Source organism: Tardiphaga sp. (assembly GCF_044336785.1).
GTDB lineage: Bacteria > Pseudomonadota > Alphaproteobacteria > Rhizobiales > Xanthobacteraceae > Tardiphaga.
The window spans coordinates 1-15,111 of sequence record NZ_JBIIOT010000112.1 but is presented as its reverse complement, the minus strand read 5'-3'; the positions used below and the strand labels follow the sequence as shown (position 1 = coordinate 15,111).

Sequence of the window (15,111 nt, the reverse complement as noted above, 5' to 3'; positions counted from 1 at the left end):
TTTTTGCGCTGGCGGCGAGCCCTGCAGCTCGGCGCCTGCGCTGTCACCGCCGGTGCGCAGCTGGCCACGGGTACCCTGCATGCCGTCGATCAATTGCCCATAGAGATCGCGGATCTCAGACGTCATGCGGCGCTGGCCCAGATAATACTCATCCGGCGCCGGCGGCTTGTAGTTGGTCAGATTGAGAATACCGACATCCACGGCCGCGACGACGATCTTGGCGTCCTCGCCGGGATTGAGGCCGCCGAGCTTGACCGGCAGTTTCATGGTCGTGCTCGGCCGCACAAGCGCCGGTGGCGTCAGCGCCACGTCGAGGGTGCGGGCTTTCTTGTCGATCCCGAACCATTTGAGCCCTATCGCGCGGCCTGGCATGCGTGCCGCTGTGCTGTCCAAAGGACGCCGCAAGGTTGCCACAACATATCCACCCGTTCCCCAGTCTTTTCCGACCGGAATCGTGACTTTCGAGGCGCCTTCTTTCACGGAAATACTGGTGGTCGTGAGCAGTCGATCACCGATCACATTGACCGTGAGACGGCCGGCCGTGCGCGCATTCACCGATACGGTCATGGTCTCGCCGGAGGCATATTCCGGCTTGTCGATCGACGTTTCCAGCAGATCCGGCGTATCGGCGCTGCCGTCCGAATACCAGCCGACATCGAACTGCACCGATGTCAGCGGCCCGTCCGCATCATTGGATTTCACATCCAGACGATAGCGGCCGGGCTGCGGCTGCAACGAAATCCGCGACGGCTTGTCCGCAGCGACGGTGAGATCGCCGTCGGCTACGCGCTTGGTCGATTTGACCGGCTCGTAGTCCCAGGACGAATTTTGCCGGTACCATTGATAGCGCGACTCGATTTTAAGGAGCTCGTAGCGGAGGCCGCCGCGCGCCAGTGCGGTTCCTTCCGGCGACACCACCACGACGTCGAAAGCCGCATTGTCGCCCTCGGCGACGCTCTTGTCCTTGAAGAGCGGCTTGACGCCGATCATCGGCGCGGATGGCGCGATCGGCAACACCAGCTTGCGCTCGACGGCGCGGCCGCCGCTCTCGGTCATGCGGATGAAGATCTGCGCTTCCTGCGGCCGGGTCGAGGATGGCGGCTTGGCCAGGCTGACCGGGAATGTTGCCGAGCCATTCGCATCGGACTCCGGCAGGTCCTCGATGGGCGTTCGCTCATTGCTGGCGCTTTCCTCGTCGGCGACACCGAACTGATAGCCGGCGAAGCCCGGTCTTTCAGCTGCCGGAGCGACCAGCAGGTCGCCCTCCAAACCGAGGTCTGAAGCAGGCGCGCCATAGAGGAAACGGCCGTCAACCTTGAGTTCTACAGGAAGATCAGCTTTGATCTGCTTCTCTTTGGAAGATATATCGAATTCGATCCGGTCAGCGACGTAATCCTCGACCATGAAGGTGGTCTCGCCGACTGCTGGCGCCTTCGGATCGGTGAAGGCGCGCACGCGCCAGGTGCCGGTCGGAACTGCGCTGTTCAGCGGCAGCGTCAGGCTACGCCCGCCCGCCCCCTGATCCTGCAGCACCGCGCGGCGGAACTCGACGCCGTCAGGGCGTTCGATCACCAGCGTCACCGGGCCGGCGGTCACGGCATTGCCCTGCCCGTCGCGCAGCAGCGCGGTGAGATAGACGGTTTCGCCGGAGCGATAGACACCGCGCTCGGCATAAACGAAGGCATCGGCACCGGCTGGAACTGGTCGGCCGGAGACGCCGCGATCGGATAGATCGAAGGCATTCGACTTGAGGCTGAGGAAGGCATAGTCGGCTTTCTCGCCGGTGACGGTCAGCAGCGCCGGCGACAGGCCGCCATCGCCTTTGGCAAGCCCGGCCTTAAACAGAACATGACCGGCCTCATCGGTCCTCTTCGTCGCCAGGATTTCATTGTTCCGAGCGATCAGCCGCACCTCAGCTTTGCTCATCGGCTCCGTCGAGGCCAACGAGTTCACGAAGACATGGATGCCGTCATTGCCGGAAAAGGCGGTCAGACCGAGATCGGAGACGATGAACCATTGGGTCGCCAGCGAGCCATCTTCGTCGTCGCTCCGGCCGGCCCCCGGCCCCTTGGCTGCCGCGGTCATCACATAGACGCCGGGCTGCAACTCGCCGATGGCCTGATCGACCGGGAATGCAGTCGTCACATCCTCGTTGAGCCGTGTCTCGGTCGAGAGTTCGCCGGCCCAAACCTTCTGCCCGCGCTCATCGCCCAGCGAGTCAAGCTGGTATTTGCTCAGTGCTGTCTGGAAGTCGCTTCCGATCACCGTATTGATCAGGTTGCGATCACCGATCCGGAACACCTTGATATCGACCGCCTGGGTATTCACCGACACCAGCGGGACGCCTTTCTGGCCGGTGCGCGGCAGCACATAGGCGCGGCCGGTGAAGCGCACGAAAGGCTTGCGGTCACGGACATAGATGTTGAACTCGGCCGATTTCGGCAGGCTCTCTTTCACCGTGGACGGCAGGCCTGCGCGCAGATTGATGTTGTAGCGCTCGCCATGCTTGAGCCCCTCGACGCAGAGCTGCTTGTCCTCGGCCGACAGCGCCGGCTTGTCGCTGCCGGCGAGCGCCAGGAAAGGCGCGAAATCGATGCGCTTGGCGAGATCTTCAGAGAACTGGAAACAGGCCCGGGGCGACGCCGAATCGGAATCCACGCTGTAATCCAGCAGCCGGAAGCCGTGATCGCCGCGCATCTTTTCATATTGCTCGCGGATATCGGCGACTTCGCGCAGATCCAGCGACAGCCGCAGCGCATCGAGCGCCGGCCGATAGAGCTTACGCTCCGCCATGGCGCGACCGAGCACCGCCAGCGCCTCGGCCTCCTCGCCAGCATTGCCGGCGCGCTGATAGGCCATATAGGCAGCCGTTGCCGCGCGTTCGTTGAGGAATGTCGTCTCGGTCGAATTGGCCGGGCGGATTTGCGTCACCGTCTTGGCAAGACGCAGCCAGTTGGCGCCATCTTCCGGCGCAATGGCGACGATCTGGCCAAGAATCTGCAGGCCGGTGCGCGTATCGGAGCGCCGGAACGCGGCGTCCGCGTCGGTGCGTAACGTCGATGCGGACTTGGCGACCGGGCCGGCTTCGGTCTTGATCTGGGTTTCCAACTTGATGGCGCGGTCGGCAAGTTCGTCCCGCCGGAAGGCTTTATCGGCGGCGGGAGCCGATGCGAGGCCGAGCGCCATCACGGCACAGACACCGATAGCGCGAACCAAAACCTTCATGACGAACTCCCCTGCACGGACGAACGCCGTTCGGCGCCAAATTGCGCAAAAATGGTGACGGACTGATGGCCGGGCCAGCGCCGGACGCTCCGGCCCATGATGACGGTCGGTCAACGAAATGGCAAAGCCACCTCGCCGCTCCTTGGTCGTATCCACGGGGAAAATGGTTCGGGAAGGGCTTGGCCTGGGGGCGGATTTTTCATAGAGCCATGTTATGAACCGGCCAACGGTCCCATAGCTCAACTGGATAGAGTAGCGGATTTCTACTCCGCGGGTTGCAGGTTCGAGTCCTGCTGGGATCGCCATGTCATTTGGTCGCTCCAATATTCTCAATAGGTTGAGTGTCGTTTTGGCTCACTGGATTGGCCGGTGAGCCAATCGATGTACCTGCTATGATCTTCGCGCCAGCGTTCTCGGCAAGTCTGATCCGGCTCGCTTCCTCGATATAGCGTTGCGCCTCGCCGATCGTCTTCCAACCGAACCAGGCCATCAGTTCGGCCGCCGTCGCTCCATTCAGTGCATGTCGGACAGCTGCCGCTTTTCGTAGACCATGCGCCGTACACTGCGGCAAGCCAGCTTCATCGCATCGTTCACGAAACCAGTTGCCGAAGCCGGCTGCAGTGAACGGCTTGCCAAACGACGTCGTCAGAAACGCTAGCTGATCTCCCGCGGTGTGCAGCGCCAGCTCTGCCGTAAGATGCGGCAATAGCGGGATGTCGAACTGCACGCCGGTTTTTTGCCGACGCATCGAAAGCTTCCCAGCCCTGACGTGCTGCCGTCCCATACGAACTACGTCTGCTCGAGCGTGGCCAGTCTGAAGCAAGAGCATAAGCGCTAGTCGTGGCTTGGTACCCGCGGGGTGCCGCTCCATGAACTTCGCAATCTCATCCTCGGTCCAAGTGTGATGGCCACCAGTGTCCTTCACCTTGGCCAGCTTGATCCCTACAAGCGGATCCTGCCTAATCATCTCGGCCGCGAGCGCATAATCGAGAAAGCCCCTCAAAGCCTTCTTCCAGTTCTTCGCCGCCCCCGGCGAGAGATTCTCCAAGATCCGCTGGACCGCGGAACGCGGCATGCCCGCTAGCGCGAGTCCGCCAGCCTTTTCCCGGAACCGTTCGAGTATGTTTCGACGGTTCTGCCGAGTGCTATCGGCCAGAGCCCGGAACGTCGCGCTGTTTTGATAGTAGCTGACGAGTGCAGCATTAACGGTTCCCGGCAGTGTACGGGCGGCACCGAGCTGCGGCTTAGGTATCGCGCCCGCCAAGGCGGCTTCGTAAGCCGCCATAAACTCGGGAGACCAAGGCAACCCTGGCAGCGGAATCTTCGGCGTCCCGGGTCGGCGAAGATAGAACCGCGCCTTCCCGTGGCGATCCCTGTACTCATGGACGTGCCTCGGGTTCTTGCGCTTCATTTCACGCTATCCCAGCCCGTCGCAGCTTCGTCAGCGGGTGCTGGCGCCGGCTGGCCATCATAGAGCAGTTCGATCCGGCCATCGTTATGGACGACAACTCGGGAAGCGGGCTGCCCCGCTTTCGCTGCTCCTTTCAGGACGCGTGAGAGCCGCGTCTGAGTAAAACCGGAAGCATCCTGCGACATGTTATTTTGTGCCCTTTCTGTAAAAAGCCGCCTCTGCAGCCTTGCCGAGCAATTTAAGCCTTTCGGAGACGTGGTTTTGGACCACGATGTAAACCTTCAACGATTTTCGACACCGGCTCCGGCAGTAGCGGCAGCACGTCACGGACGATTTTTGCCCTCCCTGAGACACCTGACCGAGACGCGGCCGAGACGCATGTTCCCGCTGCGGCACAGCGGTTTCTTGCGGTCGGCTTTTGCAGATCGGGACAAGCATGATCATCGGTCGATAAATCGAATACGGATCGACCGATCGAGTCGGCCTCAGCGTTTTCAACAACATGACTGTGCTGGTCGCTGTGCTGATTTGAAAAACGCCGGGGGTGAATTTCGTCGCCCCGGCATGGACTTGGGTGTGCTGACACTATGCTCACCACTGTGCCGCCGGCGGTCAGACACCCTGCTCCGCGATGCCGTCCCAATCCCCGCAGCCTGAATGGTCCGAATCTTCGTCATCGGCCTCATCGAGGTCCGGATCCTCGTGTTCGGCATCGTCCAGTCGCGGATCGCCGTCGGTCCAGTCCGTTCCGGCGAACGTTGGCTCCATGTCGGCGTCGTCTTCGAGCGCGTCCAAGACAGCCATCAGCCGCTCGATCTCATTCGCGACTACCTGCTTGGCGATATAGACACTGCGATATTCGGCCATTTCTGCCGCCGAAAAGAGCGCCGTAAGACGCGACTCCACGAGATAACCTTGTGACTCGGGCTCGAGCGTCAGATTCACGATTTCATCAGGGGGAATTGGAGACGAGGGTATGCTATTGCTGCCGTCAGCTCGGTGCATGGGTTCGCTCCAATGTCCGGGTTAGGCCTGTCGCAGTGTTACAGCACCGCGGCGGGCCGCTTGTTTTCCAAGCCCAATAAGCGTAATACGAATATTATGAAGGCGTCAACTAAAAACGTAGTACGGAAACGCCCTGGGCGCCCAGCCACGGGTCAGGATCCAGTTACGGCAATCCGTCTGTCTCCCGATCTGCGAAAAGCGATTGATACTTGGGCCGCCAAGCAAGGCGACGAGCCCGGGCGGTCTGAAGCCATTCGTCGATTGGTAGAAATCGGGTTAAAGGCGAAATAGCATGCCGGTAGCACGGATCGAGAAGTTTGAACGAGGCGTCGCGGTTCAACGCGCCGAGCCAGCTTCTAATGACGGCAAATATCGTTGCTTCGTCGCTGGGCGAAATACGGACCCCGTACTGTTGACAACTTTGGATCAGGTCGCAGACTTTTTGCGATCTAACCCTCGATCAGGCGTGCGTATGAACCCTGGCTGGGGCCTCATCCGCGACGATATACATATTGACGGTTCGCCACGTTGACCACCCTTCAAGCGCTTTCGGACGCCGGGAAGCTGCGATACCTTTCCCTTGGTCTGGGGAATCAAGATGCAACAGGTAACAGCTTGGGCGCTCGCAGCGGCGGGCTTGGTGCTCTTCGGCGCCGGCATTTACTTCATGCGATTCACCGCCGTTTGCGGTCCGAATGAAACCGGCATCGAGTGCATTCGATCGTGGATTTCAGCAATCGGACCACTGATCGCCGGCGCCGCACTGCTGATTGCTTTTGCCCAATATTCACTCTCCGAGGACACACGCAATCGGCAGCTCAGGGCATACGTGACTCTGATTGGCGGCGCAATCGCTCCTGCGCGCGTCGATGGGTCAGCAGACGTCAACGGCTTCATGGTGCACGCGGAGCTTAAGAATTCGGGTGTCACTCCCGGCTACCAATTCACAACGTGGATTGCTCAGCCGGTCGTCATGGAGAATGACGCCCTTCCCTTCGCAGCATCAACCGCGAGAGAGCCGGCAGGACGTTCAATTATTGCTCCGGCGACAGGCGTTTTTGTAAGACGCTTTTACGCCTGGAAAGACCGTGAGATAGAAGACGTCATCGCGGGCAAAAAGGCCATCTTTGTGTGGGGCGGCGCCAACTACGAAGACGCATTTGGACAAAAACGTAGCTTCCTGTTCCGATTAAAGGTCAATGGGATGTATGACGAAGCGAACGGGACATGGGGTCTGAAACCTCATCCGCTCGGATACGAAGGCGACTAAATCGAAAGCACGTGAATGGCAGGCACGACCGGGCCGTGACCCCGCCGACTATGTCACCATGTAACCGTTTCAGAATCGGGAGGTCGCGATGGCTGACGCATCGATCCGAACCTGTTGTCAATCGACTTCGATTGATAGCGAAGCGCCGCCCATGCGTCGAATACCTAGACGGCAAGCACAGCCAGTCACGATCCACAGCGTAGAGCGGACGATGATCCAGCTCGCCCACATCATCGATCGCTACGGCGCGGCTTACATCCCGCTGTACGTCCGGATGGAAGCAGAGCTCGAGATCCTGAAACAGCGAGAAAACGAGCTTGCCAGGACTCGCGCCTTTTCCGAAGCTAACGCCCATCGATTTCCAGAGCTCAATTTGATCATTAGACGCGAGAACTCATGACCACTACGAAGCTAGATCTAAAGGCCGTTCCTCCTCCCGAAGTCTCGATGGCGGAGTTTCTGCAAAACGTTCCGCCCAACCAACATCGCAGCATCTCTGATCTCTTTTATCAAACAGCAACAACACAGGGGGCGCATACATAAGATCAACACGCCCGCAATTATTCTCCACTGCGATCACGCGCTATGCAAAGGCACGCGCACTTATCGTCGCGTAGGCGAGATCAGCGACGTCGTTGTGACTGATGAACTGCACATGGATCTTTTTATCACCTATGTGTGCTCAAATTGCCGCCATTCCGTAAAGACGTTCTCTTTAACTGTCGGCCACAACGGGACCAACGACGTCGATGAAGCTGCTAAATTCGGCGAAATTCCTCCCTTCGGCCCTCCAACGCCGACTCGACTACTCAAATTGTTAGGCGATCAAAGAGATATTTTTCTGAAAGGCCGCCGATGCGAATTTCAGGGCCTCGGGATCGGCGCTTTCGGCTACTATCGCCGGGTGGTTGAACATCAGAAAACTCGTATCATCGAGGAAATTATTGCCGTCTCGAAGACACTCAATGCAACGCCAGAAGATATCGTCGCACTGCAGGCTGCACGTGATGAGACGCAATTCACCAAATCGATTAGCTTGATCAAAGATGCATTGCCGCAGACACTACTCATCAACGGTCAGAATCCCCTCACCTTGCTCCATTCCGCACTAAGTGCCGGGCTGCACGAACAGACTGACGAAAGATGCCTTGAGCTCGCTCACGCTATCCGCATTGTCTTAGCTGAACTTGCAGAAAAGCTCGCGCAGGCATTTAAAGACAAAGCGGAAATCGCTGCGGCTCTGTCGCTTATGATGAAACGTGAATAGCCGACTGTCGAGATGCTCATCATGGCTTGGAAGCCCGAAACATGGATTGCGATCTACGCGGCATGCGTCTCTACCGGTGCATTGTTTGTCCAGGTCCGCAACTGGCTCACGTCGGGCCCGCGCCTGCGGATCTCTCTAATATCAGACGGAATTCATCGGCGGCGGACCGGAGCAGGACGAGCGCGATCTCGTCATTATTAACGCGACTAACATCGGGACCGCAGACACGATGATCACCGGCCTCGCGATTGAGCACCGCTATCCGTTCTATTACTTCTGGCGCCGCGCCCCACGCGGGAATTGGGTTGTCACTAATCCCCAAATTCTCGGCTACCCTCAAAACGTTCCTCAATTGCTTGAACCAGCTCATCGATGGACCGGGGTTATCCGGTCAAGACCGGATATTCTCCCGAATCTCAGAAACGGCGACTACTACGCAGCACTGCACACAAGCCATAGGATCCGTCCCTATCTGAAGCGCATCAAGCCGATAGGTCCGCCCCCGACTGCGATCTGACCTGTGAATATCGGGCACCATTCCGGCGTGCTTCCCCCGTCCCAATAGGCCATGTCATCATGAGGCCTGTTTCTGAATCGGGTGAATGCCATGGATGCCGTTACAGTTCGTCTTCATTATCGAAAGTCGGATGGCACGATAGAGGATGCCGTCCAAGATTACAGTTTGGAGAGTTTCGCGGGCTTCTTGCCCGCGGTCGGTGACACCGTTTTAGATCCGGGTGTCACGCAGGGCCTCGATCGCCGTGAGCCCAGCAATCGCCGCATCTGGACGGTGGTCCAGCGGATGTTCAACCCGCGTGATCTCGAGAACTACGTAGCGTTGGTCGTCGAAGAGCGGGCTCCGCTTGAGACCGAGCACGCTCTATTGCCCAGCCATTAGCAGAAGGCTCGCCCCCCAAATGAAGACAGATGACCTTAAGAAGCGCCTCACGGATCTGATTCAGGCTCGAACGCACATTGTATATTTCATCGCCGGCCTGCCGCCGGCCCGTCAGGATCCTGCCTATGCTCAACTTGCCGAGATACAGGCCGTGATCGCAAGCGGGGCTGAGGATCCGGCGACCTGTTGATGGTAGCGGCGATCATCGTGTGTGGCCTCGGCTATGCCGAAGGAGCAACGTTGTCGCGTCGGCTCGGCGGATGGCAGGTGATCTCGTGGGCACTCATCCTTTCCCTTCCAGTTACGCTGGTTCTGACCGCGACTACTTGGCCCACGACTTTTATAAACGTGACCGTCGCTGGCTGGACCAGTCTAGCCTACGTCTCGATCTTCAGCATGATGATTGGATTCATCTTCTGGTATCGCGGATTGGCGCTTGGCGGCATTGCAGGCGTGGGTCAGCTCCAGCTACTTCAGCCGTTCTTTGGCTTCATTCTGGCTGCGATCCTTCTCGGTGAGCCCATTTCCTGGAGCATGATCGCGTCAACGGCGATTGTTGTCGCCTGCGTGGCGGGAGCCAAGAGGTTTGCTTGATGGGCAGTGACACACTGGACAACGGGACAGGCTGATCGGTTCTTCTGCGATCACTGAAATGTCTACTTCCGCTTAGGGCTTGCCTGACGTCGGGCTGCCCAGCAAATGTCCGCTTTGCGCCATGAACGGCCATTCAAGCGCTGGATGGCGGGGCGTGGTAGCACCTTTGCGCAAGATCTTCTTTTTGTGAGCGTGACCGCTCTCACTTCTCTCGAAACGCGCGGTAAATCTGATCGACCAAAGGGCGAGTCAGATAGGATAGCGCTGTGCGGTCCGAGGTCTTGATGAAGGCTTCGACGGGCATGCCCGCGACCAGCTTGAGCCCTTCTAGCTTTGATAGCTCTTCCTCGCCTATCGCGACCCGCACGGTGTAGAAATAGGCGCCTGTCTTGGGATCCTGGCTGACATCGGCCGCGATCAGCGACACTCTGCCGATGATTTCTGGTGTGACGCGCTGGTTGAAGGAGGTGAATTTCAGGAAAGCGGTCTGGTCGAGGCGGACCTGATCGATGTCCTGCGGCGGAAGCCTTGCTTCAACGATCAGCATGTCGTCGCGTGGCACGACCAGCATGATCTGCTCGCTTGGCGTTATGACGCCGCCCACCGTATGGACCGATGATTGATACACCGTGCCGTCGATCGGCGAACGGATTTCGATACGGCGTAGCTGGTCTTCCGCCGCCACCTTGCGCTCGAGCAACTCGCTGGTCTTGCCGCGGATGTCGCCAAGGTCCTTTCCGACTTCGGCCCGCATGTCCTGATCGATCTGGACGATCTTGCCCTTGGCCTGGGCAATCGACGAAATGAGCTGCCCGCGCTCACCTTCGAGGCGAGCGGCTTCGCGCTCCAGGGCGGTCACCCGCGTATAAGGCACGAGATTGCTCTGCCAAAGCGCGTTGACGCCCACCAACTCCTTTTTGATCCAGGAGATCTGCGAGATCCGCGCATCGCGCTGGACCTCGATGCCGGAGATCTCGTTTGCGAGCTGCGATTTCTGGCCGTCCCGCGCCGCCTTGCGGATGCCGAACAGGCGCTGCTCGCCGGCCAGAATGCGATCGACATCGGGATCGCCGGCGCGCGCCGACAGTTCGGCTGGAAACGCAAGCACATCGATATCGTCGCGCTCGGCCTCCTCGCGGGTTTGCCGCGCCGAGAGCTCATCGAGCTGTTTGGTGACGATGGCGAGATTCGCGCGGGTCTGGGTGCCATCCAGCCGCAGCAGCACATCGCCGGCTTTGACCACCGCACCATCCTTCACCAGCAATTCGCCGACCACCCCGCCGGTCGGATGCTGGATCTTCTTGACGTTGCTATCGACGACCAGCGTCCCGGCGGTGACAACCGCACCGGACAGATTGGTGGCGAAGGCCCAGCTTCCCACCAGCACCAGCAACAGCACCGCAGCGACCGCTCCGAGCAGGATATTGTTGCGGAGCGAGTGTACAGCCGAGATGTGAGGCGGATGCGTCACGCGGTTACGCTCTTCAATGCAGGTTTCTGGAGCCGCGACAGGACCTCATCGCGCGGTCCGAAGCTCTGAATGCGACCGTTCGACATCAACAGTAAAAGATCGACGCCGGAGATTGCGGCCGCCCGATGTGCCACGACAACGACGATGCCATCGCGGCGACGGACGCCGACAATGGCCTCAGTGAGCGCCTGCTCTCCTTCGCTGTCGAGATTGGAATTGGGTTCATCTAACACGACCAGAAACGGGTTGCCGTAAAGCGCGCGCGCCAGTGCGATGCGCTGCCGTTGGCCGGACGACAATGCGGCATCCTGGTGACCGATCCGTGTATCGTAACCTTCCGGCAGGTTCATGATCATCTCATGCGTGCCCGCATTCCTGGCGGCTTCGACGACATCTGTGGCTGGAGCGTCCGGCATGAATCGGCTGATATTTTCCGACACGGTGCCGTCGATGAGCTCGACATCCTGGGGTAGGTAACCGATATGGCGCCCGAGCAAAATCGGATTCCATTGATCCAGCGGGCCGCCGTCGAGACGCACTTTGCCGACCGCCGGCATCCAGGCCCCGACCAGGCAGCGGATCAGCGACGATTTTCCGGATGCATTGGCGCCGATCACGCCGACGGCGCTGCCGGCACGGACCTGGAACGATGCATCATGGACGACGAGCTTCTGCTTGCCGGGCGGCGCCACGCTGAGACTTTCGACGCTGAGAAGCGCGGTCGGCGCGGGCAGCTCGAACATCGCCGACCTGTCCGGAAAATGATCGAGCATGTCGGACAGCCGCTTCCAGGATTGCCGGGCTCCGACGAAGGACTTCCAGCTCGATATGGCCAGCTCGATCGGCGCGAGCGCGCGCGAGGACAGGATCGAGGCGGCAATGATCACACCCCCGGTCGCTTCCTGCCGGATCACCAGCCAGGCCCCTATGGCGAGAATTCCCGACTGCAGCGCCATCCGAAAAATCTTCGACGCCGCGCCCAGCCCGCCGCCTATATCGCTCGCGCGTCGATGGCTGTCGAGATAGTCGCTATTGACGGTCTGCCAACGGGCGGCCAGTCGCCCTGTCATGCCGAGCGCGTTGATCACCTCGGCATTGCGGCGGCCGGATTCCGCAGATCCGTTACGAGCACTGCCGAGTGACGTCGCCTCCTGAACCGCGACTTTGGTGTTGCGCTCGATCACGATGGTGAAGGCGATCAGGACAAGCGCGCCCGCGGTGGCCGCGACGCCGATCCAGACATGGAACGCGTAACAGATCGCCAGATATACCGGAAACCAAGGCAGGTCGAAAACGACGGTCGGCCCCAGGCTGGAGAGAAACGAACGCAGGCTGTCGAGATCGCGCAGCGGATACTTCCACTCGCCGTGCTGGCTGCTGCGCACCGGCATGGTCAGGATGGTCTCATAGATTCGGCCGGAGACCTGCTCATCGAGCCGCAGGCCGATCCGCGTGAGAATGCGCTGCCGCACTACGTCGAACAACGCCAGGAACACGTAGAGGATTCCCGCGAGAATGCAGAGACCGACCAATGTCGGCACGCTATGCGAGGCGAGTACCCGATCATAGACCTGAAGCATGAAGAAGGACGAGGTCAGCATCAGGACGTTGATCAGCGCACTGAAGAAGGCGATCCAGATAAAGGCGGACCGGCATGCGGAGAAGGCAGCGCCCAGCTCACCTTTCTGGCTGGGCGCGCGAGGGGTCAAGGACATGGACAACAATCTGGCATGCTATACGAGGATGAAATTGGCATCGTGCAGCGTGCCGGTGAGGTTGGCCAGATGGATCTCGATGTCATTGGCGCCGAGCTGGCCGTCGCCATCGACGTCGATCTGGAGCGTGGTCTGGCCGCCCGAAGTGTCGATACGCGCCTCCGAATGCAGTGCGCCAGCCGAGCCATCGAATGCCGCCGATCCCTGGAACTGGATCGTCTGCCCGGTGAAGCCGCCTGCCCCGCCCATGCCCGAGAAGGTGAAGTGGCCGGTCGAAGTGTCGAAATTCACCACCGTGTCGCCATTGCCCACCGCGGATTCCGCCGCTGCCGTGTAATGGATATCGGCATTCCCCGATCCGATGACGATCGTATCGGCGCCGCCGCCGCCCGTGACCGTTGTGGTACCAGCGCCGTTATTGACGGTGATCATATCGTTGTTCGCGCTGCCGATCACAGTCTGGCTGTGATTGACGGTCACATTGTTCGCCGTATTGGCGAAGGTGATCGTGTCCGCGCCGCCCCCCATGTCGAAGATCGTGTTGAAGGATTGCTGGGTGACGGTGAGCGTGTCATCTGACGCGGTGCCGTTGACATGGGCGATGTTGTAGAGATTGTCGACCGAATTGGTGCCGGCGGACAAGTTGATGGTGTTGACACCATCGCCGAGATTGATGCTGACGCCCGACACGTTGCCGAGCAGGTTCAGCGTATCATCGCTAGGCGCGACGCCACCAGTGAAGTCCGTCCCGTTGACAGTAGCGATACCCGTTACGCCGATGGAATTGACGCCATTGGCGAGCGACACCATGGTGCCGCCCAGGCCGTTGATGGAAAGGCCGCTGACATCGCTCAAAAGATTCAGAAAACCACCGGCTGTGCCGATGTTCAGATGCTGGACATTGGCGAGATCCAGCGACGCATTGGGATCGGTCAGGTTGAGCGTGTTGTCACCAGCCCCGAGATCGATATGAACCGCGGTTGGCGCGCCGATATGCTGGGTCACCGTCAGCACGTCATTGCTGCTCGTTCCTGCAATATGCTGGAAATTGAAGATACTGGTGAAGGAGTTCGCCCCAGCGGCAAGATTCAGCGTGTTGTCGCCGCCGGCACCGTCCGCCGTCAGGCCCGAGACGTTATTGAGCAGCGACAAGGTGTCGTTTGACACGGTTCCACTGTAGTCGGTCTGGTCGATCATCGCGACGTTGGTGACGCTCAGCGCGTTCACGCCATTCGCCAGATTGACGGCGTTGTTGCCCGCGCCGAGATCCACCGTGAGGCCGCTGGCATTGTTGATCAGCGCGATCGTATCGTCACCCGCACTACCGATGACATGCTCGACATTGACGAGAGCGAGCTGCACATATTGCGCGAATGGGCTGGCGGCCAACATGACGGTGTCGTTGCCCGCCCCAAGATTGATCGGGTGGCCATAGATGTTCAGGCCAACCATGAGGTAATCGTCGGCCACGGTTCCTGTCAGCGGGACATTGAGATTGCCGAAGCCGATATTGGAGGCGTCGATTGGCGCAACAGCACTTCCCGAGGCGAGCATGATGGTCGCATCGGTGAATTGCAGAAGCTCCACATTGGTCAAGAGGTCAGTGCCATCGCGGCTGGCCGTCGAATCCGCGACCTGGGTCTGGCCGGCGGATGGCGAGGTGATGGTGTAGGCCGACATTGGACCGGAATAGATCGCAAGATCGGTCCCGGCGCCGCCGTCGATGCTGTCGTTGCCGACGCCGCCGGTGATCTGGTCGTTGCCGCCGCCCGACGAGATCGTGTCATTTCCGCTGCCACCGAAGAAAGTTTCAGAAGCGTTGCCGCCAATCAGGGTGTCATTGAAGTTCGAGCCCTGAACGCTGTTGACGCCGCCGGTGATGGTATCGGTGCCGACACCGGCGGTGTCGCCGTTCGCGGTGCCACGTGCGGTGCCGAGCGACAAATCGACCGTCACGGCAGCGGCCGCTTGCGTGTAGGCGATACGCGTGTTGCCGTTTCCAGTGATGGTGTCGTTGCCTCCCAAACCCTCAAACAGGTTGAAATTGCCAGTGCTGAAAGCGCCGACACCGCCGAGGAAGCCGGAAGCATTGTAGGTGTCGGCCGAGGACGACCCGGTCGCACTGTTGACGCCGGTGAACGTGTCCGTTCCGACAGACGCATCACCCGTCGCCGTGCCGGCCGCCATGTTGATGGTGACACCACCGGTGGCACTCGCATAGATAATGCGCGTGTTGCCGTTGCCGGTGATGGCGT

The 15,111-nt window shown here is 59.9% G+C and carries 10 protein-coding genes, 1 tRNA gene and 1 pseudogene; 6 read left to right on the top strand and 6 right to left on the bottom strand.

Annotated features, from left to right (window positions below; all coding sequences use genetic code 11):
- Positions 1-3,225: alpha-2-macroglobulin (locus tag ACIQ2A_RS22580; protein WP_398483607.1), on the bottom strand; the 3,225-nt coding region annotated here is incomplete at its 3' end.
- A gap of 228 nt (positions 3,226-3,453) precedes the next feature.
- Between ACIQ2A_RS22580 and ACIQ2A_RS22575 the strand changes: the two genes are divergently transcribed.
- Positions 3,454-3,530: transfer RNA gene (locus tag ACIQ2A_RS22575), tRNA-Arg, on the top strand.
- 2 nt (positions 3,531-3,532) lie between these two features.
- Here the strand turns inward: ACIQ2A_RS22575 and ACIQ2A_RS22570 are convergent.
- Complete coding sequence (locus tag ACIQ2A_RS22570; protein ID WP_398483605.1) at positions 3,533-4,636, bottom strand: tyrosine-type recombinase/integrase; 1,104 nt, start codon at positions 4,634-4,636, stop codon at positions 3,533-3,535.
- A gap of 612 nt (positions 4,637-5,248) precedes the next feature.
- Positions 5,249-5,581 (bottom strand): hypothetical protein, encoded by a 333-nt coding sequence (locus tag ACIQ2A_RS22565; protein WP_398483603.1) that lies wholly within the window; start codon positions 5,579-5,581, stop codon positions 5,249-5,251.
- Between the two features lie 658 nt (positions 5,582-6,239).
- Here ACIQ2A_RS22565 and ACIQ2A_RS22560 point away from each other — a divergent pair.
- The 5 genes and pseudogenes from ACIQ2A_RS22560 to ACIQ2A_RS22540 all read left to right on the top strand — a co-directional run.
- Positions 6,240-6,911, top strand: coding sequence for a hypothetical protein (locus ACIQ2A_RS22560; RefSeq protein ID WP_398483601.1), 672 nt, complete (start codon positions 6,240-6,242; stop codon positions 6,909-6,911).
- Between the two features lie 211 nt (positions 6,912-7,122).
- On the top strand, positions 7,123-7,311 hold the full coding sequence (locus ACIQ2A_RS22555) for a hypothetical protein (protein ID WP_398483599.1): 189 nt from the start codon (positions 7,123-7,125) through the stop codon (positions 7,309-7,311).
- Between the two features lie 255 nt (positions 7,312-7,566).
- Positions 7,567-8,178, top strand: a complete 612-nt coding sequence (locus tag ACIQ2A_RS22550) for a hypothetical protein (RefSeq protein WP_398483597.1) — start codon at positions 7,567-7,569, stop codon at positions 8,176-8,178.
- A gap of 607 nt (positions 8,179-8,785) precedes the next feature.
- Positions 8,786-9,076, top strand: coding sequence for a hypothetical protein (locus ACIQ2A_RS22545; protein ID WP_398483595.1), 291 nt, complete (start codon positions 8,786-8,788; stop codon positions 9,074-9,076).
- A 177-nt stretch (positions 9,077-9,253) separates the two neighbouring features.
- Positions 9,254-9,670, top strand: a pseudogene (locus ACIQ2A_RS22540) (EamA family transporter); the annotation flags it as partial.
- Positions 9,671-9,872: 202 nt separating this feature from the next.
- Here the strand turns inward: ACIQ2A_RS22540 and ACIQ2A_RS22535 are convergent.
- The 3 genes from ACIQ2A_RS22535 to ACIQ2A_RS22525 all read right to left on the bottom strand — a co-directional run.
- Positions 9,873-11,141, bottom strand: a complete 1,269-nt coding sequence (locus ACIQ2A_RS22535) for an HlyD family type I secretion periplasmic adaptor subunit (RefSeq protein WP_398483593.1) — start codon at positions 11,139-11,141, stop codon at positions 9,873-9,875.
- Positions 11,138-12,856 carry a type I secretion system permease/ATPase gene (locus tag ACIQ2A_RS22530; RefSeq protein ID WP_398483591.1) on the bottom strand — a complete coding sequence of 573 codons (1,719 nt, stop codon included), beginning with the start codon at positions 12,854-12,856 and terminating at the stop codon, positions 11,138-11,140. The genes ACIQ2A_RS22535 and ACIQ2A_RS22530 overlap by 4 nt, the downstream gene beginning before the upstream one ends.
- Positions 12,857-12,874: 18 nt before the next feature.
- On the bottom strand, positions 12,875-15,111 hold a 2,237-nt coding region (locus tag ACIQ2A_RS22525; protein ID WP_398483588.1), incomplete at its 5' end, for a beta strand repeat-containing protein.